The organism is Mesorhizobium sp. WSM4816, from assembly GCF_055811535.1.
In genome coordinates this window covers 268,700-294,232 of record NZ_JBVVQR010000004.1, presented here as the reverse complement: position 1 = coordinate 294,232, position 25,533 = coordinate 268,700, and the positions used below count along the sequence as shown (strand labels likewise).

The 25,533-nt window shown below is 63.0% G+C and carries 26 protein-coding genes and 1 other RNA gene; 22 read left to right on the top strand and 5 right to left on the bottom strand.

Annotation, left to right across the window (positions count from 1 at the left end; all coding sequences use genetic code 11):
- Positions 1-10: 10 nt before the first annotated feature.
- Together AC0L3H_RS07605 and AC0L3H_RS07600 are read left to right on the top strand one after the other, a co-directional pair.
- The gene (locus AC0L3H_RS07605; RefSeq protein WP_473480063.1) at positions 11-874 is read left to right on the top strand and encodes a prephenate dehydratase; all 864 of its coding nucleotides are present in this window, start codon (positions 11-13) and stop codon (positions 872-874) included.
- A gap of 89 nt (positions 875-963) precedes the next feature.
- A complete protein-coding gene (locus tag AC0L3H_RS07600) occupies positions 964-1,719 on the top strand; it encodes an alpha/beta hydrolase (RefSeq protein WP_473585021.1) in 756 nt (251 codons plus the stop codon).
- 63 nt (positions 1,720-1,782) lie between these two features.
- Here AC0L3H_RS07600 and AC0L3H_RS07595 read toward each other — a convergent pair whose 3' ends face one another.
- Positions 1,783-2,256: a VOC family protein gene (locus AC0L3H_RS07595; RefSeq protein WP_077379551.1), complete on the bottom strand. Its 474-nt coding sequence runs from the start codon at positions 2,254-2,256 to the stop codon at positions 1,783-1,785.
- Positions 2,257-2,545: 289 nt separating this feature from the next.
- Here AC0L3H_RS07595 and AC0L3H_RS07590 point away from each other — a divergent pair, with 289 nt between their 5' ends.
- From AC0L3H_RS07590 to AC0L3H_RS07570, 5 genes are all read left to right on the top strand, one after another.
- Positions 2,546-3,142 carry a VOC family protein gene (locus AC0L3H_RS07590; RefSeq protein ID WP_473585020.1) on the top strand — a complete coding sequence of 199 codons (597 nt, stop codon included), beginning with the start codon at positions 2,546-2,548 and terminating at the stop codon, positions 3,140-3,142.
- Positions 3,143-3,207: 65 nt separating this feature from the next.
- The gene (locus AC0L3H_RS07585) at positions 3,208-3,906 is read left to right on the top strand and encodes a hypothetical protein (RefSeq protein WP_473585019.1); all 699 of its coding nucleotides are present in this window, start codon (positions 3,208-3,210) and stop codon (positions 3,904-3,906) included.
- A gap of 42 nt (positions 3,907-3,948) precedes the next feature.
- A complete protein-coding gene (locus tag AC0L3H_RS07580) occupies positions 3,949-4,461 on the top strand; it encodes an isoprenylcysteine carboxylmethyltransferase family protein (protein WP_473585018.1) in 513 nt (170 codons plus the stop codon).
- 205 nt (positions 4,462-4,666) lie between these two features.
- Positions 4,667-5,353: a hypothetical protein gene (locus tag AC0L3H_RS07575; protein ID WP_473585017.1), complete on the top strand. Its 687-nt coding sequence runs from the start codon at positions 4,667-4,669 to the stop codon at positions 5,351-5,353.
- A 379-nt stretch (positions 5,354-5,732) separates the two neighbouring features.
- Positions 5,733-6,383 (top strand): glutathione S-transferase family protein, encoded by a 651-nt coding sequence (locus tag AC0L3H_RS07570; RefSeq protein ID WP_473585016.1) that lies wholly within the window; start codon positions 5,733-5,735, stop codon positions 6,381-6,383.
- Here AC0L3H_RS07570 and AC0L3H_RS07565 read toward each other — a convergent pair.
- Genes AC0L3H_RS07565 through AC0L3H_RS07555 form a run of 3 tightly spaced genes read right to left on the bottom strand, consistent with a single transcriptional unit; the run spans position 6,380 to position 8,087 of the window.
- Complete coding sequence (locus AC0L3H_RS07565) at positions 6,380-6,673, bottom strand: Dabb family protein (protein ID WP_473585015.1); 294 nt, start codon at positions 6,671-6,673, stop codon at positions 6,380-6,382. The two genes, AC0L3H_RS07570 and AC0L3H_RS07565, sit on opposite strands and share 4 nt — an antisense overlap.
- A gap of 18 nt (positions 6,674-6,691) precedes the next feature.
- Positions 6,692-7,633: an NAD(+) diphosphatase gene (gene nudC / locus AC0L3H_RS07560; RefSeq protein WP_473515041.1), complete on the bottom strand. Its 942-nt coding sequence runs from the start codon at positions 7,631-7,633 to the stop codon at positions 6,692-6,694.
- 34 nt (positions 7,634-7,667) lie between these two features.
- Entirely contained in the window at positions 7,668-8,087 is a 420-nt protein-coding gene (locus AC0L3H_RS07555) for an HIT domain-containing protein (RefSeq protein WP_473585014.1), read from the bottom strand.
- Between the two features lie 365 nt (positions 8,088-8,452).
- On the opposite strand from AC0L3H_RS07555, the gene ffs reads away from it, so the two are divergent.
- From ffs to AC0L3H_RS07495, 12 genes are all read left to right on the top strand, one after another.
- Positions 8,453-8,549: signal recognition particle sRNA small type (ffs, locus tag AC0L3H_RS07550), an RNA gene on the top strand.
- Positions 8,550-8,654: 105 nt separating this feature from the next.
- Complete coding sequence (locus AC0L3H_RS07545; protein ID WP_473585013.1) at positions 8,655-10,496, top strand: DNA polymerase III subunit gamma/tau; 1,842 nt, start codon at positions 8,655-8,657, stop codon at positions 10,494-10,496.
- Positions 10,497-10,590: 94 nt separating this feature from the next.
- Complete coding sequence (locus AC0L3H_RS07540) at positions 10,591-10,914, top strand: YbaB/EbfC family nucleoid-associated protein (protein WP_065005911.1); 324 nt, start codon at positions 10,591-10,593, stop codon at positions 10,912-10,914.
- 326 nt (positions 10,915-11,240) lie between these two features.
- Positions 11,241-12,128, top strand: a complete 888-nt coding sequence (locus tag AC0L3H_RS07535; RefSeq protein WP_473585012.1) for a cell wall hydrolase — start codon at positions 11,241-11,243, stop codon at positions 12,126-12,128.
- A gap of 124 nt (positions 12,129-12,252) precedes the next feature.
- Entirely contained in the window at positions 12,253-12,858 is a 606-nt protein-coding gene (gene recR, locus AC0L3H_RS07530; RefSeq protein WP_023802085.1) for a recombination mediator RecR, read from the top strand.
- 167 nt (positions 12,859-13,025) lie between these two features.
- Entirely contained in the window at positions 13,026-14,303 is a 1,278-nt protein-coding gene (locus AC0L3H_RS07525) for a lytic murein transglycosylase (RefSeq protein WP_473585011.1), read from the top strand.
- 320 nt (positions 14,304-14,623) lie between these two features.
- Entirely contained in the window at positions 14,624-16,267 is a 1,644-nt protein-coding gene (locus AC0L3H_RS07520; RefSeq protein WP_473585010.1) for an ABC transporter substrate-binding protein, read from the top strand.
- A gap of 18 nt (positions 16,268-16,285) precedes the next feature.
- Entirely contained in the window at positions 16,286-17,353 is a 1,068-nt protein-coding gene (locus AC0L3H_RS07515) for an ABC transporter permease (protein ID WP_473585009.1), read from the top strand.
- The gene (nikC, locus tag AC0L3H_RS07510; protein ID WP_287258245.1) at positions 17,350-18,270 is read left to right on the top strand and encodes a nickel transporter permease; all 921 of its coding nucleotides are present in this window, start codon (positions 17,350-17,352) and stop codon (positions 18,268-18,270) included. Before AC0L3H_RS07515 ends, nikC begins: the two co-directional genes overlap by 4 nt.
- Positions 18,267-19,100 (top strand): ABC transporter ATP-binding protein, encoded by an 834-nt coding sequence (locus tag AC0L3H_RS07505; RefSeq protein ID WP_473585008.1) that lies wholly within the window; start codon positions 18,267-18,269, stop codon positions 19,098-19,100. The genes nikC and AC0L3H_RS07505 overlap by 4 nt, the downstream gene beginning before the upstream one ends.
- Positions 19,097-19,843 carry an ABC transporter ATP-binding protein gene (locus tag AC0L3H_RS07500; protein ID WP_473585007.1) on the top strand — a complete coding sequence of 249 codons (747 nt, stop codon included), beginning with the start codon at positions 19,097-19,099 and terminating at the stop codon, positions 19,841-19,843. Before AC0L3H_RS07505 ends, AC0L3H_RS07500 begins: the two co-directional genes overlap by 4 nt.
- Positions 19,844-20,201: 358 nt before the next feature.
- Entirely contained in the window at positions 20,202-21,479 is a 1,278-nt protein-coding gene (locus AC0L3H_RS07495; protein WP_473585006.1) for a 4-aminobutyrate--2-oxoglutarate transaminase, read from the top strand.
- Between the two features lie 173 nt (positions 21,480-21,652).
- Here AC0L3H_RS07495 and AC0L3H_RS07490 read toward each other — a convergent pair whose 3' ends face one another.
- The gene (locus AC0L3H_RS07490; RefSeq protein WP_473490536.1) at positions 21,653-22,906 is read right to left on the bottom strand and encodes an NAD(P)/FAD-dependent oxidoreductase; all 1,254 of its coding nucleotides are present in this window, start codon (positions 22,904-22,906) and stop codon (positions 21,653-21,655) included.
- Positions 22,907-23,377: 471 nt separating this feature from the next.
- Between AC0L3H_RS07490 and AC0L3H_RS07485 the strand changes: the two genes are divergently transcribed.
- From AC0L3H_RS07485 to bfr, 3 genes are all read left to right on the top strand, one after another.
- Positions 23,378-24,670 carry an imelysin family protein gene (locus AC0L3H_RS07485; protein WP_473585058.1) on the top strand — a complete coding sequence of 431 codons (1,293 nt, stop codon included), beginning with the start codon at positions 23,378-23,380 and terminating at the stop codon, positions 24,668-24,670.
- Positions 24,671-24,768: 98 nt separating this feature from the next.
- The gene (locus AC0L3H_RS07480; RefSeq protein WP_023802096.1) at positions 24,769-25,080 is read left to right on the top strand and encodes a (2Fe-2S)-binding protein; all 312 of its coding nucleotides are present in this window, start codon (positions 24,769-24,771) and stop codon (positions 25,078-25,080) included.
- The gene (gene bfr / locus AC0L3H_RS07475; protein ID WP_023802097.1) at positions 25,046-25,531 is read left to right on the top strand and encodes a bacterioferritin; all 486 of its coding nucleotides are present in this window, start codon (positions 25,046-25,048) and stop codon (positions 25,529-25,531) included. Before AC0L3H_RS07480 ends, bfr begins: the two co-directional genes overlap by 35 nt.
- Positions 25,532-25,533 lie beyond the last annotated feature (2 nt).

Sequence of the window (25,533 nt, the reverse complement as noted above, 5' to 3'; positions counted from 1 at the left end):
AGACATTGGCATGCCTGAAAAAACCAATAGAATAGCCTTCCAGGGCGAGCCGGGCGCCAATTCCGACACCGCCTGCCGCAACATGTTCCCTGATATGGAGCCGTTGCCGTGCCCGACTTTCGAGGATGCTTTCAATGCGGTCGAGACCGGTAAGGCCGACCTCGCCATGATCCCGATCGAGAACACGATTGCCGGGCGCGTCGCCGACATCCATCATCTCCTGCCGGAATCGAAGCTGCACATCGTCGGCGAATATTTCCTGCCGATCCATTTCCAGCTGATGGTTCTGCCGGGCGTCAGGCGCGACGAGATCAAGACCGTGCACAGCCACATCCACGCGCTCGGCCAGTGCCGCAAATATATCCGCAAGAACGGCTGGAAGCCGGTGGTCGCCGGCGACACGGCGGGCGCAGCCAAGCTGGTCGCCGAGCTGAAGGACCGCACCATGGCCGCGCTGGCGCCGGCTCTGGCCTCGACGCTCTATGGGCTCGACATCATCGAGCAGAATGTCGAGGACACCGACAGCAACGTCACCCGCTTCGTCGTGCTGACCAGGAACAGGCAGTGGGCAGAACGTCCCTCGGCCGAGGCCAGGATGATGACGACGTTCATCTTCCGCGTCCGCAACGTGCCGGCCGCGCTCTACAAGGCGATGGGCGGCTTTGCCACCAACGGCATCAACATGACCAAGCTGGAGAGCTATCAGCTCGGCGCATTCACCGCGACCCTGTTCTATGCCGACATCGAGGGTCATCCCGACGATCCGCTGGTCAAACTGGCGCTCGATGAGCTTGCCTTCTTCTCGCGCGAAATGCGGATTCTGGGCGTCTACCCGGCCAGCCAGTCGCGCGAGCAATGGAAGGTGGCGGATTAGCGCAATGCCTTGCCAGGTGACGAGCATCGGGCGACATTCCTGCGATGTGGCTTTTGAAACTGACGCTCGCAGTCGCTGGATTGTATGCAGTGATTGTCGCCGTCGTGTATGTGCTTCAGTCCTGGCTGATCTTTCCGGCCGGCCTTGCGGCGTTCGGACCCGATCTGCCGGCCGGGGCTCGCCATGTCGAACTGGCGACGGAGGATGGCGAGCGCGTCGTTCTGGTCCGCCTGCCGGCAGGACAGGCGGCCGAGCCACGCCCGCTGCTGCTGGGATTCGCCGGCAATGCCTGGAACGCCGACGCACTTGCCCTGTTGCTGCACCAGCTATTCCCCGAACACGAAGTCGCTGCGCTGCACTACCGCGGCTATGCGCCGAGCAGCGGCAGCCCGTCGGCCGCCGCCCTGTTCGAGGACGCCCGACGCGCCTATGACCACCTGGCCACCGATGCCAAAGCCGGCATCGTCGCCATCGGCCTTAGCGTTGGCGCTGCGGTTGCGGCCGATCTGGCGACGTCCCGGCAGTTGCGCGGCATCGTCATGGTGACGCCCTTCGATTCGCTGAGAGAACTCGCTGCTCACCACTACCCCTGGTTGCCGGTGCGCCTCTTGCTGCGGCACCGCATGGAAGCAGTGGAAGCTCTGCGCAACCTCGACGTGCCCACGGCCGTCATCACCGCCGAAAACGACACCATCGTTCCTGCGGCGCGTTCGGCGCCCCTGCGCGCGGCTGCGCGTGACCTGCGCAGCCACATCGCCATAGCGGCTGGCCACAACGACCTCTATGGCCATCCCGACTTCGCCAGCGCGCTACGCGCCTCCGTCGCGGCGGTCATGCGCGATTGACGAGCAGTTGGGTGGCGAACGGACAAGCTCTGGCAGCAATTTGGCCGCAAGACACAAGGGGCGTCAACCGCGCCGCGCCGCCTCGATCGCGGCGACGTCGATTTTCACCATGGTCATCATCGCATCAAACGCGCGCTTTGCCTCGTCGCCGCCAGCCGCCATCGCGTCAGTCAGCACGCGCGGCGTGATTTGCCAGGAAATCCCCCATTTGTCTTTGCACCAGCCGCACACGCTCTCCTGGCCGCCATTGCCGACGATGGCATTCCAATAACGGTCGGTCTCCTCCTGATCGTCGGTGGCGATCTGGAACGAGAACGCTTCGTTGTGCTTGAACTCGGGACCCCCGTTGAGGCCGATACAAGGAAGGCCTGCGACTGTGAATTCGACCGTCAACACGTCGCCTTCTTTGCCGGCCGGGTAGTCACTGGGTGCACGGTGCACAGCACCCACCACGCTGTCAGGAAATATCTCGGAGTAGAAGCGGGCGGCAGCCTCGGCGTCCTTATCGTACCAGAGGCAAATCGTATTCTTTGCCATTTGCGGGATCCTTTCGCTTTGAGGCCAAGTTCCCCATCCGCCCTCTTCCGAAATAGGTAGCCAATCACTTTTCTCCACCCTGCGATGACTGGAGTTGGCCTTTTTGCACGCCATCACAGGGCGGCCGGCCATGGACATGACAGGCGGGTCGCGGAAGGTGTTTCAACTGAAAGCAGATTCCTTCGCTCCTGAAATCGGAATGTAACGTCCTCCGCGAATTTTTCGGCCCGCCTTCGTTCGCATCGGATCGACGAGCGGACGGAATTGAGTCAACACGGAGTTTGTCACCATGACTACGAAGCACTTCAGATACGGGGGGATCGCCGTCGATCGGTCCGATCCCGCCATCGTAACTGAGAACAAAACAGGCAGGGCGACCGCGCCACGGATCGTTGGTCTTCGCCACGTCGGCATGGTCGCCGAAAACCCGGCTGCGCTCGCGCGATTTTATGAGGATGTCCTCGGCCTTCAGGTGGTCGGCGGCAGCGGCGAAGAAAACCCGTTCGGCGCCACCGCCTTCCTGAGCAGCGATCCGGCCGAAGAGTCCCATCAGATCGCGATCTTCACCAATCCTGCCTTGCGCCACATCGCCTTCAAGGTTGGCACATTGGCCGATCTGCGCGCCGCTTACACGCGCATCATCGACATGGGGCCGCCGATCAAGATGGCCTTCAATCACGGTGTATCGCTTGCGTTCTATTTCGATGACCCTGAGGGAAATCTCGTCGAAGTCTACTGGGCGACCGGCATGCCCTTCGACCAGCCTTACGGGGATCCGCTCGATTTGGCGCTGCCCGAAGAGGCGTTGCGGCAGGAGGTCGAGCAACTGGTGCGGCAGGCGAGTGAACAGACGCCACAATCTCTGCCGTTCGCATCCGCGTCGTAGCGCGGAGCGGGTCGCTCCTTCATCCCTCCCACTATTCAATTCTCACGTCTGACGAGGAAATAGCAATGACGACACCGCTACCACGGACGCGTACTGCTGCGCCTGACCATGACATGACGGACGTCTGGCAGGCCCATATGGATCACGAATTCATCACCAAGGACGTCGATGCAACCATGCAGACCATGGTCAACGACCCACACGTCATTCATGTACCGGTCGCCACCGGCGGCCGCGGCTGGGACAACGTCCGGAACTTCTATGCGACGTCCTTGATTGGCCGCAGTCCGCAAAACACCAGGCTCGATCTCATCTCACGGACCGTAGGAGAGAAACGCATCGTCGACGAGTTTCTGTTCTCTTTCATTCACGATATCGAGATGCCGTGGATCCTGCCCGGCGTCGAGCCGACCGGCAGGCCGGTGAACATCCCGGTGGATCGCTATCGTTTCAATTCAGGACGGCCGGGTCGAAAGCGAGCACATCTATTGGGACCAAGCTTCGGTGCTTGCGCAGATCGGACTGATCGACAAGACGGCTCTGCCGATCCTCGGTGCGACGCAGTCACGCGCGCTGACCGATGCAGCCGAGCCGCTCAACGCGCTGATTTCCTCCTCCGCGCGCTTCGCGCGGCCAAGAAGAGACAGGTGACGACCGGCAGCGCCGCGAAAGAGACCGATCGGCGTGGCGGCTCTCGGATTGAGAGTCGCTGCGCCGGATATTACCGTCCGCACGCATGGCGGCACCGCTGGCTACGACGGTAGCTTCCGTCGACGCGGCGAAACTTGTGATTGGAATGCGTCCGCATGCTTATCTTGTTCATCATCGCAGCCATTGTCTTTCGCATCGTGATGCTTGCGATCTCGATGCGAAATGAACAAGCGCTGCGAGAGAATCGGGCCATCGAGTACGGTTCGCGGAACTCGCGCTGGCTCGCCCTGGCCCACATTACCTTTTACATCACAGCTTCGATTGAAGGCCTTGCTCGACCGACGTCTTTCGACCTCGTCACGATCATCGGGCTAGTCCTGTATGGCTTCGGTGCCGTGATGTTGCTGGTCGTCGCGTTTCTGCTTGGTCGTTTCTGGACGGTAAAGCTAATGATCGCCCGAGACCATGTGCTGATAACGCACCCTCTTTTTGGGTGGGTTCGCCATCCGAACTATTATCTCAACATTCTCCCCGAGCTCCTTGGCTTCGCGCTTACGCTGCACGCCTTTTTCACTCTTGTGGTCGGCCTGGCGATCTACGCGGTGCCGCTTGGCATCCGCATATTCCAGGAGGAGCGGGCCATGCGCAAGCACTTCCCTGGCTACTGACAGACTGATGCCGTCTGCTCGTTGGGGCGCTTCAGTATAAACGGAGGTCGTTATCAATAAATAAACTTGAACGTATTTCAAATGAAACAATCAAGACATACTGCATAAACACTTTGGTGGTAGTCATGCTGTCTCGGGACGTCGATAGAAACTACAGGCATTCTTACTACGTCATCACAAGATAGGAATACGGGAGATCATCCAGATGACCTCAAGATCAGCAACCTTTGTCGCGTCTGCAATCGCGATCATAACTACCACCGCCGCCCCGGCCGCTCCGCTGACACTTGCGGAGGCCGCGCGGATCGACTCATCATCGTCTCCCGCGCCCGGCGAGCCGAGCCTTGCCGAAATCCGCCATGCAACGGAGCGGTTCCGCAACGTCAATGTCGCGCTCGCGGAGGGCTACATCCGCGATCCCGCAAACATGTGCGAGACCGCTGAAATGACGGGACAGCCGCCGAAATTAGGGGCTATGGGCCTCCATTACTTTCGCCCCGATATGCTCGGCATCACCGCTCCGCCCAACCCGCGCGTCGACGGCACCGGCACGCACACGGACTTCGGCAAGCCCGCGGTCCTCGTCTACGAGCCGCAGGCCGACGGATCGCTCGAGCTGATCGCGGTGGAGAATCTCGTCTTCGCGAAAGCGTGGAAGGAAGCCGGCCACGACGCCCCGCCTTCGTTCCACGGCGTTCCCTGGGACACTATGATCGACGACCCGGCGACGCCCGTGGATGAGGCGCATAACTTCGAGCCGCATCACGACCGGCATGTCTGGCTCTATCGAGAAAACCCGAACGGCATCTTCGCCCAGTTCAATCCGCGGGTGACCTGCGCGCATCACAATCCCGGTGCGCCACACGCCCACCAGCATGCATCAGGCCAGTAAGAGCCAGCCCACCTGCCGTTCGGCTCGCGCCGAGCGGCAGGTGACGCTCGGAACGCACGCGCTCGGCGCGGGCGCTCAACGAACGCAATCTCGGCAACGCCAGGACAGCGCCAGTCACATGTGGGACAACGGGCTCAAGCAAGCCAGTCTTCGCCGGACCCGAATCTAACGCCATCTTCCGGCGCGGCGACAGCACCGGGGCTGACTGCGAGATCACTCCCAGATCCCGCGAACTTCTCTTACCCAGATGTCGGAATTCCGGCTCGACATTCGTCCTCTGCTTGGCACAATCGAAGAAGGAAGGCGACGAGATGCGGAGCCTGATCTCGATCAACGACGGCACGCACGATGGCGTCATTCAATCACCTGGAGCCTGCCCATGACCCCCACCATCACTGCCTTTGAACGGTCGCCCGATCGCGGCAGGGGACTGGCGCGCGACATGCGTGTTCGCTGGGCGCTCGAAGAAGTCGGCCTGCCCTACAAGGTTCGTCTCGTTTCGTTCAAAGCGATGAAGGAACCCGCGCATCTCGCGCTTCATCCTTTCGGGCAGATTCCGACCTTTGAAGAAGGCGATCTCGCGCTGTTCGAGTCGGGGGCGATCGTGTTCCATATCGCCGAGCGCCATGCGGGCCTGCTGCCAGACGAGGCGAATGCCAGGGCGCGCGCGATCTCATGGATGTTTGCCGCGCTAAACACCGTGGAGCCGCCGATCCTTGAACGCCAAACCGCCGTGCTCCTGGAGCGCGACGAGACCTGGCATGAACAGCGCCTGCCTATGGTCGAAGATCGCATCCGTGACCGGCTGGGCGAGCTTTCCGGTCGTCTTGGCGATGCCGACTGGCTCGATGGCGCGTTCAGCGCCGGGGACCTGATGATGGTGCACGTGCTGCTAAGGTTGAGCGGGTCGGGTATACTGGACGAATATCCGAACCTCTCCGCCTATGTCGCCCGCGGCGAAGCCCGGCCCGCCTACAAGCGTGCTTTCGCCGCTCAACTGGCGGTTTTCACCGGCAAGTCACCAACTTAACTCAGCGGCGCGTAGTCGATCTCCAAAAACGCCGCGACTTCCGGGATCCAGCGGTCGCGGACGAAGGCGACGTGGTCGGGATGGTCGTTGTAGCCGGAATAGGCAGCCTGGTCGGCGAACTCCATCGAGAAGCCGAAGCGATAATCGTTCTTCGGGCTGACCTGCCGCAACTGCTCGAATTCCTCGACGCCCGGTATCGCCGCCAGTATTTTGGCGTCTGCCAGAAATTTTGCCTCCTCGGCCGAGTTCTCCTTGTGCTTCAGCCTGAACACCACTGTATGACGGATCATCTTTGCTTCCCCTGCAGGCTATGCGCTGTCGGCCCAGGCGCGGATGAGGTTGTAGGCGATCGCGCCCTTCGGCGGCGTGACCAGGCCCCCCGGATGCTCGCGGGCCAGCATCGAAAGCACCTCGTCGCGAAAGAACCAGCGGCAGTCTTCCAACTCGTTGAGGTCGGCCTGGATGTCGTCGTTGAGCGGCTCGCCGAAGCAGCCGATCATCAGCGAATAGGGAAACGGCCAGGGCTGGCTGGCGTGATAGACGACGCGGCCAAGCCGGATACCGGCTTCCTCCAGCGTTTCACGGCGCACCGCCGCCTCGATCGTCTCGCCCGGCTCAATGAAGCCGGCAAGCGCCGAATACATGCCGGGCGCGAAATGCCGGCCGCGGCCGAGCAGGCATTTTTCACGCGTCGCCGTCAGCATGATCGCCACCGGGTCGGTTCGCGGAAAATGCTCGGTGGCGCAGGCCGGGCAAAGCCGCTTGTAGCCGCCGGCCCGCATCGCGGCTTCAGCGCCGCATTTGCTGCAGAAGCGGTGGCTGGCATGCCAGGCGAGCAGCGCTGCTCCTTGCGCCATCGCGCCGGCCGCCGCCTCGTCGATCAGCCCCTGCATGTAGACCGAGCGATAGTCGATGGCCTTGATGGTATCGGGCAGCTGTTCGGGGTCGATGCCGGCCGGTACGGCGAGCACCGGGCCGCTGTCGGAAAAACCGAGCAGGACGCCACGGTCGAGCGACGCTTCGAGCGGCCGGCTTTCCTCGGCGCCGAACCAGGGGTCGAAGCCGCCACCAATGAGCTTCAGGTAGAGCCGCCCGCCATGCATCAGCAAAAGCCTGGCTGAAGGATCGGCGAGCGCCTTTTCGACGGAATCGTCGGCGCGGTTTTCCGATTGCCGATCGATCATGTTGCCGGCAAAGCCGACGAACTGGCTCGGCTCGCGCAAGGGCGCGTCAAACAGGCGGAAGCTCATCGAGACTCAACTTCAGGATGGACACGGGACAGGCTTATAGCGCCGCCTTTATCTTCTGCGCAAACCGGCGGAGGTCCGAGCGCTCGTAGGGCTCGCGCATACCGTGCCCCCACACCGGGCCCGGCCAGCCGGGATCGCCTTCCGAGCGCGCGATGACATGGACATGCAACTGGCGGACGATGTTGCCAAGTGCGCCGCTGTTTATCTTGGTGCAGCCGGTCACGCTTTTCAAAGCCTGCGCCACCATATTGGTCTCGAAGGTCAGCATCGCCTGGTCGAGCGGCGTCAAATCATGGATTTCCTCCGCGCCCGGCCGCTGCGGCACCAGAAGCAGCCACGGCCAGCGGCAGTCGTTCATCACCCGCAACTCGCACAGGCCGAGCCACATCAACTGCTCGCTGTCGGCCTCCAGACGAGCATCCAGCGTGAATCCGGCCTCGAGGCCCGGCGACATCGGCGTTTCCTTCACTTTTGTAGTATTTTTTTACTCCATGGACGCTAGAGCGGCCGCCGTTAGCCCGCAAGAGGGCGGCAAGCGAATCAAGGCCTATCGTGGCGATGATGGTCCGGCGAAGAACTCAGGGTATGGCCTGCCAAGACTTTGGGCTGGAATGAAGTCACCATCTCGCCCCCTCTGGTCTGCCGGCCATGGCTTTCGCTCATCTGTTCTTGCTTTGTGCCGGCCGCTATGCCAGTAGTTTCAACATGGTGCTTAATCGCGCCAGCGATCCGCCTCCGAGGCGGTTTTTTTATTTTCTGGTTTCGCCGCCTGTCACTGCGCCCTTGCATTTCATCGCCGGATTGCCGATATGGGAGCCGGGAGGTTGGTGGTGGACGGTCCACTCGCCAACCGGGTCAGGTCCGGAAGGAAGCAGCCCTAACGAGCCCGGAACGGGTCATTGTTCCAGCCTCCCACCTCTTCGCCTTTCTCCCGCGACATTGACGGCGCCAAGCCCTGCGGGCGAAACTATGCGCAGGAATCGGCCGCCTTGAGCCGCGGCCCTTGGAGCTTTACGGGCGAATGAGCGAAGCCGGAAATTCGGGAACGGAAAAAGCCGCCGCCTATCGCGTTCTGGCGCGCAAATACCGTCCTGCCAATTTCTCGGAACTGATCGGCCAGGAGCCGATGGTCCGCACCCTCACCAACGCTTTCGCCACCGGCCGCATCGCCCAGGCCTGGATGCTGACCGGCGTGCGCGGTGTCGGCAAGACGACGACGGCGCGCATACTGGCGCGGGCCCTGAACTACAAAACATCTGATGTCGACCAGCCTTCGGTCGATCTTGCCGTGCCGGGCGAGCATTGCCAGGCGATCATGGAAGGCCGCCATGTCGACGTCATCGAGATGGACGCCGCCTCGCACACCGGCATCGACGACATCAGGGACATCATCGAGCGCGTGCGTTACGCGCCGGTGTCGGCGCGCTACAAGGTCTACATCATCGACGAAGTGCACATGCTCTCGACGCAGGCCTTCAACGGCCTGCTGAAGACGCTGGAAGAGCCGCCGCCGCACGTCAAATTCATTTTCGCCACCACCGAAATCAGAAAAGTTCCGATCACCGTTCTGTCGCGCTGCCAGCGCTTCGATCTCAGGCGTATCGATGCCGGCACGTTGGTCGCGCACCTCTCCTCGATCGCCGGAAAAGAAGGCATCGCGGTCGATGACGACGCGCTGGCGATGATCGCCCGTGCGGCCGAGGGCTCGGCGCGCGATTCGCTGTCCATTCTCGACCAGGCGATCGCCCATGGCAGCGGCGTGGTCAGCGCCGAAGCGGTGCGCGCCATGCTCGGGCTGGCCGACCGCGCCTGCATCGTCGACCTGTTCGAACATGTGATGAAGGGCGATGTGGCGGCCGCACTGGCCGAATTCCGCAACCAGTACGACACCGGCGCCGATCCGGCCGCTGTGCTGACCGACCTGGCCGAGTTCAACCATCTCGTCACCCGGCTGCGCTTCGTGCCGACAGCCCTCGAGGACGCCTCGCTGTCAGAGGACGAGCGACGGCGCGGCGCCGATTTCGCCAAGGCGCTGTCGGTCAGGGTGCTGTCGCGGACCTGGCAGATGCTGTTGAAAGGCATTCCCGAGGTGCAGTCCTCCAACCGGCCGGTCAGCGCCGCCGAAATGGTGCTGATCCGGCTGGCGCATGCCGCCGACTTGCCGACACTGGACGAGGCGCTGAAATCGCTGGAGGGCGCAGCGTCGGTGCCGAATGGCGCGCCACGCTCGAATGGTGCACCCGCAACCCCTGCCGCCGCAAATCCCGGCCCGGCAAATCCCGGCCCAGCAAATCCCGGTAATGGCGGCGCCAGCGTGGCGCAGACGCGGATGCCGGCGGCCAATGGCGGCGCCCAGACCATGCGGCTGGTCGAACCCGAGCCGATGCCTGCGCCTTTCGTTCCGGCGCCGGAGCCGGTCGCCGATGCGCCGCCGGTGCCGGTGAAATCGCTGGCCGACATCATCGCCCTTGCCGACGCCCAGCGCGACATCGCCTTCAAGGTGCTGGTCAAGCGCTGCGTGCGCCTGGTGCGCATCGAGCCGGGCCGCATCGACGTCGGCCTGACCGACGACGCGCCGAAGATGCTGCTCAACGATCTGACCGCCAAATTGCGCGCCTGGACCGGACGCAGCTGGCTGGTGTCGCTGTCGAAGGAAGCGGGCGGCCAGACGCTGGCCGAGATGGAATCGACCAAGCGCGAAAACGCCCTCCTTGACGCCAAGAGCGACCCGACCGTCGCCGCCATCCTGGCGCGTTTTCCCGGCGCCAAGATCATCGACGTGCGCATTCCCGACGCACCGGAAGCCGATGCGGTGGAGGCCGAGGTTCCGATCGAGCCGGCCACCGACGAAGACGAAACCTGAGCAACCGAAGGTCAGCGAAGCAAAAAATTGAGAGCCGGTTTTCGGAGACGATCATGCTTAAAAAAGAAACAAATCAATCATAGAGGACCACGCGATGAAAGATCTTCTCGGCCTGATGGGCAAGGCGAAAGAAATGCAGGCCAAGTTCCAGGCCATGCAGGACGAGATCGCCACGTTGGAAGCCACCGGACAGGCCGGCGGCGGCCTGGTAAGCGTCACGCTGACCGGCAAGTTCGAGATGAAGGCGCTGAAGATCGATCCGTCGCTGTTCAAGGAGGACGAGGTCGAGATTCTGGAGGATCTGCTTCTCGCCGCCCACAATGACGCCAGGGCCAAGGTCGAACAGATGATGCAGGAAAAGACCCAGGCACTGACCGCCGGGCTGCCGATTCCGCCGGGAATGAAGCTGCCGTTCTAAGAGGCTTGGAAACTCTACTCCGGCGGCCATCTGATGGCGGTTTCTGCGCTTCCGGTGCTCACGGACCCAAAATGTCCGCTCCGCTCCGGTTCTCGAAACCACCACCATATGACTCGCCGGAACGACTTTCCAACAGCCTCTCAGCTGTATTGATGGTTGTGCCGATCGAGCGAGTCCGGGGAGCGCAGCGATTCACCGTCTGCCCGCCCGCTGTGTCTATTGGGCAACTCCGCAGACTTAATAACGCTTTAGCCATCTTTTTGCCCGAAAGTGTCTCATTCTTGCCGCAACCAGGGGCGGGCTGGCGACAGAATGAGGGGATATCTTTGATCGTGACCCGATGGAAGACGCCGTTGCTGCTCGGCGTCATCGCCTCTCCGCTGTTTTTGGCCGCCTGCAGTCAGACCACACACGGCCTGTCCGTGGCCAGCCTGACCGATACCGCCAGGTCCCGGCCCTACAATCACACAGCGAAGGACAAGGAGTGCCTCCAGCGCGCGATGTTCTTCGAATCCAACCGGTCGAGCCGCGACGGCATGATTGCCGTCGGCACGGTGGTGATGAACCGGCTGCGCTCCGGCAAGCACGGCAACACCATCTGCCAGGTGGTCGGCGAACGCGGCCAGTTCGCGCCGGGCGTGATGACACGGCCGATGAATTCGAAGGCGATGCCCGATGTCGAGGAAGCCGCCGAGGCGGTGCTCAGGGGCGAGCGCAAGGCCAAGCTGAAGAACTCGATGTTCTTTCACACCGCCGGCCTGCGTTTCCCCTACAAGAACATGCACTACACCATGGTCGCCGGCGGCAACGCCTTCTACGAAAAGCGCGGCCGGAACTGGAAACCGTTGCCGGACGAGCCAACGGTCGCGGTGGCGCAGGCGACGCCGCGGCGGTCGCGCGCCGCACCGGTGACGCTCATGGCCTCTGCGGCGCCGGCCGCCAAATTAACACCGACCAAGGCAACCTATGTGACGGCGGTCGCATCGCAACCGGCAAAGGCTACTCCAGGGAAGGCAACGCCGGAGAAGGTGACCTTTGTGGCGATGCAGGAGCCGGACGCCGCCCGTTTCGGCAGCACCGCCGGTGCGCAACCGGCTAGTTCATTTTCGGCGGCGCCGGCCGAGCCGACGATGTCGTTTGAATCGACACCCGAGAACACCGATGCCATCGGTGCGATGATCGCCGGCCAAGGCAGGCCGCTGGAAGCCTACTGAGCTATTGATAGTCGACGTCGGCAGCGCAAGCCGACGCGATTGTCCCGCAGCAGCGTCGTTGCGCTCGAAGGACACATGCCGCTGCGGTGTTCCAAAACCCATTGAAAAATCCTAAACCGATGCGATGTCGAAGCGAATCGCCGGTCCCGAGATCGAACGCCTGATCCAACTCCTGGCCAAGGTGCCGGGGCTTGGGCCGCGTTCGGCCAGGCGGGCAGCGCTTCACCTCATCAAGAAGAAGGAGCAGTTGCTGTCGCCGCTCGCCGCCGCCATGAGCGAGGCGGTCGACAAGGTGCGCATCTGCTCGACCTGCGGCAATGTCGATACGTCCGACCCCTGCATGATCTGCACCGATCCGCGCCGCGACGCCGGCACGCTCATCGTCGTCGAGGACGTGGCCGACCTGTGGGCGCTGGAGCGGGCGGCCGCCATGAATGTCCGCTATCACGTGCTCGGCGGCTCGCTGTCGCCGCTCGACGGCATCGGCCCCGAGCAGCTCAACATCCGCTCGCTGGTCGACCGCGTCGCCGGCGGCGAGGTCAAGGAGGTGATCCTTGCCGTCAACGCCACCGTCGAGGGCCAGACCACCGCGCATTATCTCACCGATCAATTGTCCGGCTTCGATATCAAGGTGACGCGGCTGGCGCATGGCGTCCCGGTCGGCGGCGAACTCGACTATCTCGACGAAGGCACGCTGGCCGCCGCGCTGCGCTCGCGGACGGCGTTTTGAAGGGGGGGCCTATTGAGATGATTGCATTCCGTCGCGCCCCCCTCTGTCCTGCCGGACATCTCCCCCACGAGGGGGGAGATTGGCTGTCGCGCCTGTTTTCGCCAGTCTTCAATGTTGCAAGATTGGCGACAAAATCAAAGCTGCGAATCTCCCCCCAAGTGGGGGAGATGTCCGGCAGGACAGAGGGGGGCGCGACGGAATGCGGACTTTGCAGATTGGCTGCTTTTTTTCTCGCCGCACTGACTGCATTCCTCCTCGCCACCACTCCCGCCTCCGCCACAAAACTCGACACCCAGTTCCGCGCCTGGCTCAACAACGACCTCTGGCCCGAAGCCAACGCCAACGGCATCTCCAGAAAAACCTTCGACGCCGCCTTCGACGGCACCAAACCGAACCTCAAACTGCCCGACCTGGTAATGCCGGGCAAAAAAGCGACGACGCCGCAAAAGCAGCATCAGGCCGAGTTCGGTTCGCCCGGCGCCTATTTCGCCGAAAAGACGGTTCGCGCCGTGACCGCTGGTGGGCGCACGCGCAAGGCGGCCAATGCCAGGACCATTGCTGCGATCGAGAAGCGCTACGGCGTGCCGGGCGAGGTGCTGCTGGCGATCTGGGGTCGCGAGAGCGGCTTTGGCGCGGCGAAAATACCTTACGACGCCTTCGAAGTGCTGGGCACCAAGGCCTTCATGGCGACCAGGAAGGATTTCTTCCGCACCGAGCTTATGGCGGCGCTCGAGATCGTCGAGCGCGGGCTGGCCCCGGTCGGCGCGATGAAATCGTCATGGGCCGGCGCACTCGGCCAGCCGCAGTTCATGCCGAGTTCGTTCCTCAAACATGCCGTCGACTTCGATGGCGACGGTCGGATCGACATTTGGAACTCGGTGCCGGACACGCTGGCCTCGATCGCCAACTACCTCGTCCATTATGGCTGGGTGAAGGGTCGCGGCTGGGGTTTTGAGGTGACGGTGCCGGAAGCGGTCTCCTGTTCGCTCGAAGGCCCCGACCAGGGCAAAAGGATTTCCGAGTGGGCTGATATGGGCATCAAGCGTGTCGCGGCAAGACCGTTCCCGGCGCGCGAATTGAAGGCCGAAGGCTTCCTTCTGATGCCGGCCGGGCGCAGCGGTCCGGCCTTCATCGTCACGCCCAATTTCTACGTGCTGAAGCAATACAACACCAGCGATCTCTACGCCCTGTTCATCGGCCACGGCGCTGACCGCATCGCCAACGGCGACAGCAATTTTTCTGGGCGCTGGGGCGCGGTCGGCGGGCTCCACAGGTCCGATATCGCCGCCTTGCAGCGGGCGCTGGAGGCCGAGGGCCACGATGTCGGCAGCGCCGACGGCCTGCCCGGTTTCAAGACGCGCCGGTCGATCGGCAAATGGCAGGCCAGGAACGGTCGCGCCGCCACCTGTTTTCCCGACGCCGACCTGGTCACCGCGTTGAAATAGCTGCGCTCCGGGTTGTTGCTTCCGGCGGTGGTGGCTGCCTGATCTGGCCCAACAAACAGCTTTGCAAATGCTCGTTGCCGCGCCTGAAACCGCCGGATATGGTGAGGCCGAACTGGATAAAAATCACCAGGACGACCGATTCAGGGTCACCGTTCGATTAGAGCGCCGCGCGTCCGTTGGACGCGCAAAGGACGCTCTAAGACTTTGAACTACACATCGTGCTTTCCGAAAATCGATTCCGATTTTCGGGCCGATGTGTCAAGTGAATGCCAAACCCTGAGCCGGGAACTCAGGTCAACAAAAACAGGGAACAGTCAAAAATGATGATGGAAAAGTTTGCCTTACGCTCCCGCGTCCTGCTTGCCGGCGCAGCCATGTCCGCGCTGCTTCTGGCCGGTGCGCCTGCCCTTGCGGTCACGCCGGCCGACACGCTGGTCGAGGGTTTCGCCATCGACGACATCATCTCGATGGATCCGGGTGAGGCGTTCGAGCTGTCGACCGCCGAGGTCACCGGCAACACCTACGATCTGCTTGTCCGCCTCGACTTGAGCGACACGTCCAAGGTCAAGGGCGATCTCGCCGAAAGCTGGACAGTCTCCGACGACGGATTGACCTACACTTTCAAGCTCAAGCCCGGGCTGAAATTTGCATCGGGCAATCCGATCACCGCGGCTGATGTCGCCTACTCGTTCGAGCGCGCCATCAAGCTCGACAAGAGCCCGGCCTTCATCATCGGCCAGTTCGGCATTAATGGCGACAACGTCACCGAGAAGGCCAAGGCCGTCGATGATACGACGTTCCAGTTCACGGTCGACAAGGCCTATGCGCCGAGCTTCGTCCTGAACTGCCTGTCGGCAACGGTCGCGTCGGTCGTCGACGCCAAGCTGGTCAAGGAGCATGCCGCCGCGGTGACGCCCAGTGCCGACTACAAATACGACAACGACTTCGGCAACGCCTGGCTGAAGACCGGCTATGCCGGCTCCGGCGCCTTCAAGCTGCGCGAATGGCGGGCCAACGAGGTCGTCGTCATGGAGCGCAACGACAATTACCACGGCGAAAAGGCCAAGCTCGCCCGCGTCATCTATCGCAACATGAAGGAAAGCTCGGGCCAGCGCCTGGCGCTGGAGGCCGGCGACATCGACGTTGCCCGCAATCTTGAGCCGAACGACCTCGACGCCATCGCCAAGAACGCCAATCTTACCACCACCAGCGCGCCGAAGGGCACGGTCTTCTACATCAGCCTCAATCAGAAGAACCCGAACCTCGCCAAGCCGGAGGTTCGCCAGGCCTTCAAATATCTCGTCGACTATGATGCCTTGAGCTCGACCATCCTCAAGGGCATCGGCGAGATCCACCAGACCTTCCTGCCAAAAGGCGTGCTTGGCGAGCTGGACGAAAATCCGTTCAAATTCGACCTCGCCAAGGCCAAGGAACTGCTCGCCAAGGCCGGCTTGGCCGACGGCTTCAGCGTCACCATGGACGTACGCAACACCCAGCCGGTGACCGGCATGGCGGAATCGTTCCAGCAGACGCTCGGCCAGGCCGGCGTCAAGCTGGAGATCATTCCCGGCGACGGCAAGCAGACGCTGACCAAATACCGCGCTCGCAATCACGACATCTATATCGGCCAGTGGGGCCAGGATTATTTCGATCCGAACTCCAACGCCCAGACCTTCGCCAGCAACCCCGACAATTCGGATGAAGGCAAGACCAAGACGCTGGCCTGGCGCAACGCCTGGGACATTCCGGAATTGAGCAAGGAAACCGAGGCTGCCCTGCTCGAGAAGGATGCGGCCAAGCGCGCCGCAATGTACCAGGATCTGCAGAGGAAGGTTCTCGAAGCCAGTCCTTTCATCATCGTCCACCAGCAGCTGGAAGTGGCCGGCCTGCGCAAGAACCTCAAGGGTTTTGCGCTCGGCCCGAGCTTCGACACCAATTTCGTCAGCCAGATCTCCAAGGAGTGACGCCGGCGGACGCGCCGCATGAGTACTGTTGAAAGCGAAGCGACGGCAGGGCGCGGCAGCGCCCGTGCTGTCGCTGTCGCCTCGTCGATCGCCCGTTTCCTAGTCATCGCGATAACCACCTATCTCGGTCTTCTCGCGGTGACCTTCTTCATCGGCCGGGTCATCCCGATCGACCCGGTGCTGGCGGTGCTCGGCGACCGGGCGCCGGCCAATGTCGTCGAGCGGACGCGCCGCGAGATGGGGCTCGACCTGCCGCTGATCGAGCAGTTCTACATCTATGTGAAGAATGCCCTGAACGGCAATTTCGGCACCTCGGTGCTGACCACCAATCCTGTCATGACCGACATCCGCCGCGCCTTTCCGGCGACGATCGAGCTGGCGACGCTGGGAACTCTGATCGGTGCATTGCTTGGTGTGCCGCTCGGCGTGCTGGCCGCGGTCCGGCGCGGCAGCATCATCGACCAGATCGTGCGGATCATCGGCCTGGTCGGCTATTCCGTGCCGATCTTCTGGCTGGGACTGCTGGCGCTCGTACTGTTCTATGCCAGGCTGCAATGGGTGGCTTTTCCCGGCCGCCTCGATATCGTCTACGAATACACCTTCACGCCGATCACCGGCTTCTATCTTCTGGATGCGCTGTGGCAGCGGCAGTGGGATGTGTTTCGCGACGCCTTTCGCCACATCATCCTGCCGGCCTCGCTGCTTGGCTATTTCTCGCTCGCCTATATCAGCCGGATGACGCGATCGTTCATGCTGAACGAGCTTGCCCAGGAATATATCGTCGCGGCGCGCGCCAAGGGGCTGTCGGAAACACGCATCATCTGGGGCCACGCGCTGCGCAACGCCGCCGTGCCGATGGTCACCGTGATCGCGCTCTCCTATGCCGGTCTGCTCGAAGGCTCGGTGCTCACCGAGACTGTGTTCTCATGGCCGGGCATCGGCCTCTACATCACCAATTCCCTGCAGAACGCCGACATGAACGCCGTGCTCGGCGGCACCATCATCATCGGCTCGGTGTTCATCGGCATCAATCTCCTGTCCGACCTGCTCTACCGGGTGCTCGACCCAAGGACCAAGGTACAATGAGCGCTGAAGCAATCCAGAGCCGCCGCGACTGGCTGCTCAGCGAGCGGCCGGCGTCGCGCATGCAGGCCAGGCTCGGCCGTGCCTATGTCGCGTGGCGGCGCTTTTCCGCCAACCGGCTGGCGTTTCTCGGTCTGCTCATCATCATCGCTTTGCTGGTAGTCGCCGCCTTTGCCGATGTGCTGGCGCCCTATTCGCCGACATTCGGCGACCTCAAGGGCTCGCGGCTGCTGGCGCCAAGTGCCGAGCACTGGTTCGGCACTGACGACCTTGGCCGCGACATCCTTTCGCGCGTCATCTTCGGCTCGCGATGGACGCTTTACGTCGTCATTCTCGTCGCAGTCATCGCCGCTCCTATCGGCCTGCTGGTCGGCACCGTCGCCGGTTATGCCGGCGGCTGGATCGATGCGATCCTGATGCGTATCACCGACATCTTTCTCGCCTTTCCGAAGCTGATCCTGGCGCTGGCCTTCGTCGCCGCACTCGGCCCCGGCATCGAGAATGCGGTGCTCGCTATCGCCGTCACCTCATGGCCGCCCTACGCCCGTATCGCGCGTGCCGAAACGCTCACCGTGCGGAATTCGGATTACATCAAGGCGGTGCAATTGATGGGCGCCTCGCCGTTCCGCATCGTGCTGCGCCACATCATGCCGCTCTGCATCTCGTCGCTGATCGTCCGGGTGACGCTCGACATGGCCGGCATCATCCTGACCGCCGCCGGTCTCGGCTTCCTCGGCCTCGGCGCGCAACCGCCGCTGCCGGAATGGGGCGCGATGATCGCGTCGGGCCGCCGCTTCGTGCTCGACCAATGGTGGGTGGCCGGTGCACCGGGCTTTGCCATCCTCTTCGTCAGCCTCGGCTTCAACCTGCTCGGCGACGGCCTGCGCGACGCGCTCGACCCCCGCAGTGGTGACCAATGAGCACGCTTCTCGAGGTCGACGATCTGCGCGTCACCTTCCCGACGCGCACCGGCCGGATCGAGGCGGTGCGCGGCGTCTCCTTCTCGCTCGGCCGCGAACGGCTCGGTATCGTCGGCGAGAGCGGTTCCGGCAAGTCGCAGACCGGCCGCGCCATCATGGGCCTGACCCCGCCGCAGGCCGAGGTCACGGCTAGGAAGCTTGCCTTCGACGGCACCGACCTGCTCGCGGCCTCGCCCCGCGACCGCCGGGCGCTGCGCGGCAAGCGCATCGCGATGATCCTCCAGGATCCAAAATACTCGCTCGACCCGGTGATGAGCATCGGCCGCCAGATTGTCGAGACGCTGCGTACGCATGAGAAGGTCGGCAAGGCGGAAGCCCGCGACCGCGCGCTCGCCATGCTGGAGGCGGTGCAGATCCGCGAACCCGCCCGTGTCTTCGACCTGCATCCGCACGAGGTGTCGGGCGGCATGGGCCAGCGCGCCATGATCGCCATGATGCTGATTGCCGGGCCGGAGATGATGATCGCCGACGAGCCGACCTCGGCGCTCGACGTCACCGTTCAGCTCGACGTGCTCGGCATCCTCGACAGGCTGGTCAGCGAGCGCGGCATGGGCCTGATCTTCATCTCGCACGATCTGCGCCTGGTCTCGTCCTTCTGCGATCGGGTGATCGTCATGTATGCCGGCAAGGTGGTCGAGCAGCTCAAGGCCTCGGAGCTCGGCCGCGCCCAGCATCCCTATACGCGCGGCCTGCTCAACTGCATGCCCAAGATCGGCGCCGACCGCCACCCGCTGCCGGTGCTCGACCGCAAGCCGGAGTGGGCGGCATGACGGCAGCACTTTCCGCCGACAGGCTGGAGGTGGTCTTCGACCGCTTTCGCGCGCTGAAGGGTGTCAGCCTCGAGGTGCAATCCGGCGAATCCTTCGGCCTGGTCGGCGAATCCGGCTCCGGCAAATCGACGCTGTTGCGCGCGATTGCCGGCCTCGCGCCGGCCGCTTCGGGCAGCATCACCGTCAGCGGGAAAAAACTCGGCAAGCGCCGCGACAAGGCCTTCTATCGCGAGGTGCAGATGGTCTTCCAGGACCCCTACGGCTCGCTGCATCCGCGCCAGACCGTCGACCGCCTGCTGCAGGAGCCGCTCGCCATCCACGGCTTTGCCGATGGCGAGAAGCGCATCCAGCGGGCGCTCGACGAGGTCGGGCTCGGCACCGGCTTCCGCTTCCGCTATTCGCATCAATTGTCGGGTGGCCAGCGCCAGCGGGTGGCGATTGCGCGGGCGCTGATCCTCGAACCGGCGATCCTGCTGCTCGACGAGCCGACCTCGGCGCTCGACGCTTCCGTGCAGGCGGAGGTGCTCAACCTGTTGGAAGACATCCGGCGGCGGCGCAAGCTGACCTTCCTGATGGTCAGCCACGACCTCGCCATCATCACCCATATGTGCGAGCGGCTGATGGTGATGCAGAACGGCGAGGCGGTCGAGCATCTCACCGCTGATGACCTCGTCGAGCGCCGCGTCAGCAAGGATTATACGCGCAATCTGCTCAGGGCGAGCGACGGGTTTGTCAGGGCTTAGACTATCTTTTTATTCCATATGTCGCATTCCTTCGCGCCCCCCTCTGGCCTGCCGGCCATCTCCCCACGAGGAGGGAGATCGGCAGCTTCATCGACGGCGCTCCTCCTGCAGCGTTCGCGATTGGCGAAACCATCAATGACAGCCAATCTCCCCACCTGTGGGGGAGATGGCCGGCAGGCCAGAGGGGGGCGCGAAGGAACACGACGCCAAAGGCGGCAGGCCCAATTGCCTGGCGGCGGTCCCGGCAGGCCCAATCGCCTGCCACCGGTGCCAACTTGAGGAAAACATGAAATAAGGCCAGAACAATTCCCGGCAATCATCCAAACGAGAACGGGCGTCGGCCCGGTGAGGGAACATCATGAAGAACTCTGCCATTTCCGAACGCAAGAACCAGTCGATCTCGCGCGGCGTCGGCATGACCACGCAGATTTATGCCGACCGCGCCGAGAACTCGGAAATCTGGGATGTCGAAGGCCGGCGCTACATCGATTTCTCGTCCGGCATCGCCGTCGTCAACACAGGCCACCGCCATCCCAAGGTGATCGAGGCGGTCAAGGCGCAGCTCGACCGCTTCACCCATACCTGCCACCAGGTGGTGCCCTATGAGAGCTATGTCAGGCTGGCCGAACGGCTGAACGGCTTGCTGCCGGGCAAATTCGACAAGAAGACGATTTTCGTCACCACCGGTGCCGAAGCGGTGGAGAACGCCATCAAGATCGCCCGCAACGCAACCGGCCGTCCGGCGGTCATTGCCTTTGCCGGCGGCTTCCATGGCCGCACCTTCATGGGCATGGCGCTGACCGGCAAGGTTGTGCCCTACAAGGTCGGCTTCGGCGCCATGCCGGCCGATGTTTTCCACGCGCCGTTCCCGGTTGCGCTGCATGGGATCACGGTCGCCGATTCGCTGGCCGCGCTCGACCGGCTGTTCAAGGCCGATGTCGATCCGGCCCGCGTCGCCGCCATCATCGTCGAGCCGGTGCAGGGCGAGGGCGGATTTTACGAGGCGCCGCGCGACTTCATGACGGCGCTGCGCAAGATCTGCGACCAGCACGGCATGCTGTTGATCGCCGACGAGGTGCAGACCGGTTTTGCCCGCACCGGCAAGATGTTCGCCATGGATCATCACGAGGTGGCGCCCGACATCACCGCCATGGCCAAGAGCCTTGCCGGCGGCTTCCCGCTGTCGGCGGTCACCGGCCGCGCCGAGATCATGGATGCGCCCAGCCCCGGCGGGCTCGGCGGCACCTATGGCGGCAGCCCGATCAGCGTTGCCGCGGCGCATGCCGTGCTCGACGTCATCGACGAGGAAAAGCTCTGCGACCGCGCCAACACGCTGGGCAACCGGCTGAAGCAGCGGCTGCAATCGATCCGCGACGACACGCCGGAGATCGTCGATATCAGAGGCCCGGGCTTCATGAACGCTGTCGAGTTCAACGATGTGAAAAAGGGCCTGCCGTCGGCCGAGATCGCCAATGCGGTCCGGCTGAAGGCGCTCGACAAGGGCCTGATCCTGCTCACCTGCGGCGTCTACGGCAACGTCATCCGCTTCCTCGCTCCGATCACCATCCAGGACGGCGTCATGAACGAAGCGCTCGACATCCTGGAAAGCTCGATCCGCGAGGTCCGCGCTGCTTGAGCGGATCTTTCCGGGCGTTGGCGCTGCCCCTCACCCTTACCCTCTCCCCGTGAAAAACGGGGAGAGGGGGCGCCAGCGTTGCGATCAGCCCCTTCTCCCCGTCCTTCACGGGGAAAAGTGCCCGGCAGGGCGATGAGGGGCAGCGCCGAGATCGACAATTGGCGGGCGGCTCCCTACTCCGCGGCGCGGACGGGCTCTACCTGCTGGAAAGCGGCGAGCGCCGCCTTCAATCCGTCCGGTCCTGTCGCGACCGTCTGCGGCGTCGGCGAAAAGCCGGCGCCGAGCATCTTGCGGCCAAGCATGTGGTCGCCAGGCCGGTTGACCGATTCGATGCCGAGCAGACGATTCCCAGCATAGTGGTAGATGGAGAACCGGTTCTCGTTGACGTCGCCCAGCACGACATGGCTGTCGCCGCCCGAAATCAGGCCGACCATCTGCAGCTTGATGTCACCGACGTCGGACCAGAACCACGGCACCGCCGCAAAGGCGTCCGCATGCCCGACAACGGTGCGTGCTGCAAGACGCGCCTGGTCGGTCGCATTCTGCACCGATTCCAGCCGCACATCGCCGCCGGTGAGCCAGTGCCGGTAGGAGGCGGCATCGCCGATGGCGAGGATTTCGGGCACCGACGTGCGCATCTGCTGGTCGACGCGGATGCCGTTGGCGACAGTAATGCCGGCGGCTTGCGCCAGTTCGACATTCGGCACGACGCCGATGCCGATGATGACCATCTGCGCCGGCAGCCGATCGCCGGATGCGGTGATTGCCGCCGAGACATGGCCGTTCTCGGCTTCGAGCCGTGCAATCGTGGTGCCGGTGACAATGCGCACGCCGGTCGCTTCCAGCCGCTGCCGCACGTGGCGCGCGATGATCGGCGCCACCGCCCGGCCGAGCAGCCGGTCGACCGCCTCGACCACGATGACCTTGCGGCCGGCCGCTGTGAGCGTCGCGGCGATCTCCAGCCCGATGAAGCCGCCGCCGAGGATGACGACATCCTCGCTCTGCGCGCTCAATTCGCGGATCAGGCGCGCGTCGGCGAGCGAGCGCAGCGACACCACGCCCGAAAAATCCGAACCCGGCAGCGACAGCATGCGCGGCCGCGAACCGGTCGCCAGGATCAGCCGGTCGAACGGCAGTGTGCCGCCATCCGATAGCTCCAGCCTGCGGCCGCCGGCATCGATGCGATCGATGCGGACGCCCAGCCGGTAGTCGATCGCGCTGCCGGTATAAAAAGCCTCGCCGCGCAGCGGCTGCGGTTTGGCCTCCTGATCCTTGATGAAGGTCTTCGACAGCGGCGGCTTGTGGTAGGGCAGTTCGTCCTCATCGCTGATGAGGATCACGGGTTCGTCGTAGCCGTCCTCGCGCAGGCTGGCGGCCGCTTGCACGCCCGCATGACCCGCACCGACAATGACCACACCGTTTTTCATCGCAGCCCCAATTCCTCATCTCTCCTAGGCGTTATCCAAGTCTAGGACGTCTCGCCAAGTGGCGATTGTCTGACGCCGCCGCAAGACCACCCTTGCGGGTCGCACCCGGAATGGCGGTCTGTCAATCGTTCGTTCGACGGCGGCGCGGCAAATACGGCTAAAGTTGATACTTGCAGTTTAGAATAATTCTAAACTGTTGTTTCAATTGGCTTTTCTCTCTGAAATTGGTTGACTTCCGGCACCTTCATCGCTTTATGGAAGCGTGCGCGTCAAGCGCATCCCTTTGATGTCTGGGCCTTGAACCCTTTCGATTGGAGGCATTTCGATGTCTTTCTTCCGCAAACCGCGCTGTGCCGCGGCCTGTATATCGCTCAATGGCATGGATCTGCCTTGGCGCCGATTGCCTGCCGACGCGCCTTTGGCGCCGGCATTTTCACTGAATTCCCGAGGGAGATGACAATCATGAGAGCGATGATCACGGCGCGATATGGCAGCAGGCTTGCAGCGATCGGCGCCACGGTGGCCTTGACGGCGGCGATATTCGTGCTGCCGGCCAAGGCGGAAACCGATGCCAAGGCGGTCATCAAGACCTATTCCGATGTTGCGCTCGCCAAATATGAGGATTCGCTGACCACGGCGCAGGCGCTCGGCAAGGCCGTCGACGCGCTGCTCGCCAAGCCTTCGGTGGAAACGCTCACCGCCGCCCGCGAGGCCTGGAAAGCGTCGCGCGTTCCCTATCAGCAGACCGAAGTCTATCGCTTCGGCAACGCCATCGTCGACGACTGGGAAGGCAAGGTGAACGCCTGGCCGCTGGACGAGGGCCTGATCGATTATGTCGCCGAGAACTACGGCACCGAGTCGGACGCGAATGCGCTCTACACCGCCAATGTGATCGCCAGCAAGTCGATCGAGATCGACGGCAAGAAGATCGACGCCACCAATCTTACTCCCGAGTTCCTCTCCGGCACGCTGCAGGAAGCCGGCGGCATCGAGGCCAATGTGGCGACCGGTTATCACGCCATCGAATTCCTGTTGTGGGGCCAGGACCTGCACGGCACCGGCCCGGGCGCTGGCGAACGGCCCTATACCGACTACGACCTCGCCAACTGCACCGGCGGCAATTGCGATCGTCGCGCGCAGTACCTGAAGTCGGCGAGCGAGCTTCTGGTTTCCGATCTGCAGGACATGGTCGACGACTGGAAGGAAGGCGGCGCCGCCCGCAAGAACCTTGTCGATGGCGAGCCGAAAGCCGGCATCTCGACCATCCTCACCGGCATGGGCTCGCTGTCCTACGGCGAACTCGCCGGCGAGCGCATGAAGCTCGGCCTGCTGCTGCACGACCCGGAAGAGGAGCATGACTGCTTCTCCGACAACACCTACGATTCCCATTTCTACGATGCCGTCGGCATTCGCGCCGCCTATAAGGGCAGCTACACCCGCCTCGACGGCACCGTCGTCGAAGGACCGTCGGTATCCGACATGGTCAAGGAGGCCGATCCGGCTGTCGACAAGGAACTGTCGGACAAGCTGGATGTCACCGTCGCCAAGATGGAGGCGATCAAGGCGCGGGCGCTTGGCGGCGAGGCCTATGACCAGCAGATCGGCGAAGGCAATACGCAAGGCAACGCCACCGTGCAGGCGGCGATCGACGCGCTGGTCGACCAGACCAAGTCGATCGAACGCGCCGTCGGCACCCTGAAACTCAATGCCATCGCCTTCGAGGGCTCGGACAGCCTCGATGCGCCGGACAAGGTGTTTCAGTAAGGCGTCGATGCCCGGAGCCCGAACCGAAAGTCCAGGCTCCGCTAAGAAAATAAGCCACATGGCGCCGAGCACGCGCCGTCAGCCACACAGAGCAAATAATGCTGATCTGCCATTGCAACATCATCACCGAGAAGGAGATTGAGCAGACGATCGTCGGGCTGCTGGATCAGGATCCCTGGCAGCTTATCGTGCCGGCGAAGATCTATCATGCCATGCAGAAGCGTGGTCGCTGTTGCGGCTGTTTCCCAAATGTGGTCGAAACGATCATTCGGGTAACCGAAAATTACCACGCCCGCTCGGAGGCGAGCGGTGTGGATGTCGTTTCACACCTGGATCGCGTCAGAGGCCTGCGCGTCCAATACGGGAGCAGAACCCATGAAAGGCGAACAACAGATCATAGAGCGGCTTAACGAGGCTCTGTTTCTGGAACTTGGAGCAGTCAATCAGTACTGGGTGCATTTCCGCCTGCTGGAAGACTGGGGATACGCCAAGCTGGCAAAGAAGGAACGCGCGGAATCGATCGAGGAGATGCACCATGCCGACCGGCTCGTGGCCCGCATCATCTTCCTTGAAGGCCATCCGAACCTGCAGTCGGTAGCGCCGCTGCGCATCGGACAGAATGTCAAGGAAGTGCTCGAATCGGATCTTGCCGGCGAATATGACGCGCGCACTGCCTACAAACGGTCGCGCGAGATTTGTGACGAAGCAGGTGACTATGTGACGATGAAGCTGTTCGAGGATTTGTTGTCCGACGAGGAAGGTCACATCGACTTCCTCGAGACGCAACTCGACCTGCTCGCCTCGATCGGCGAGGAAAAATACGGCCAGCTCAACGCCGCATCGGCCGACGAGGCGGATTAGGG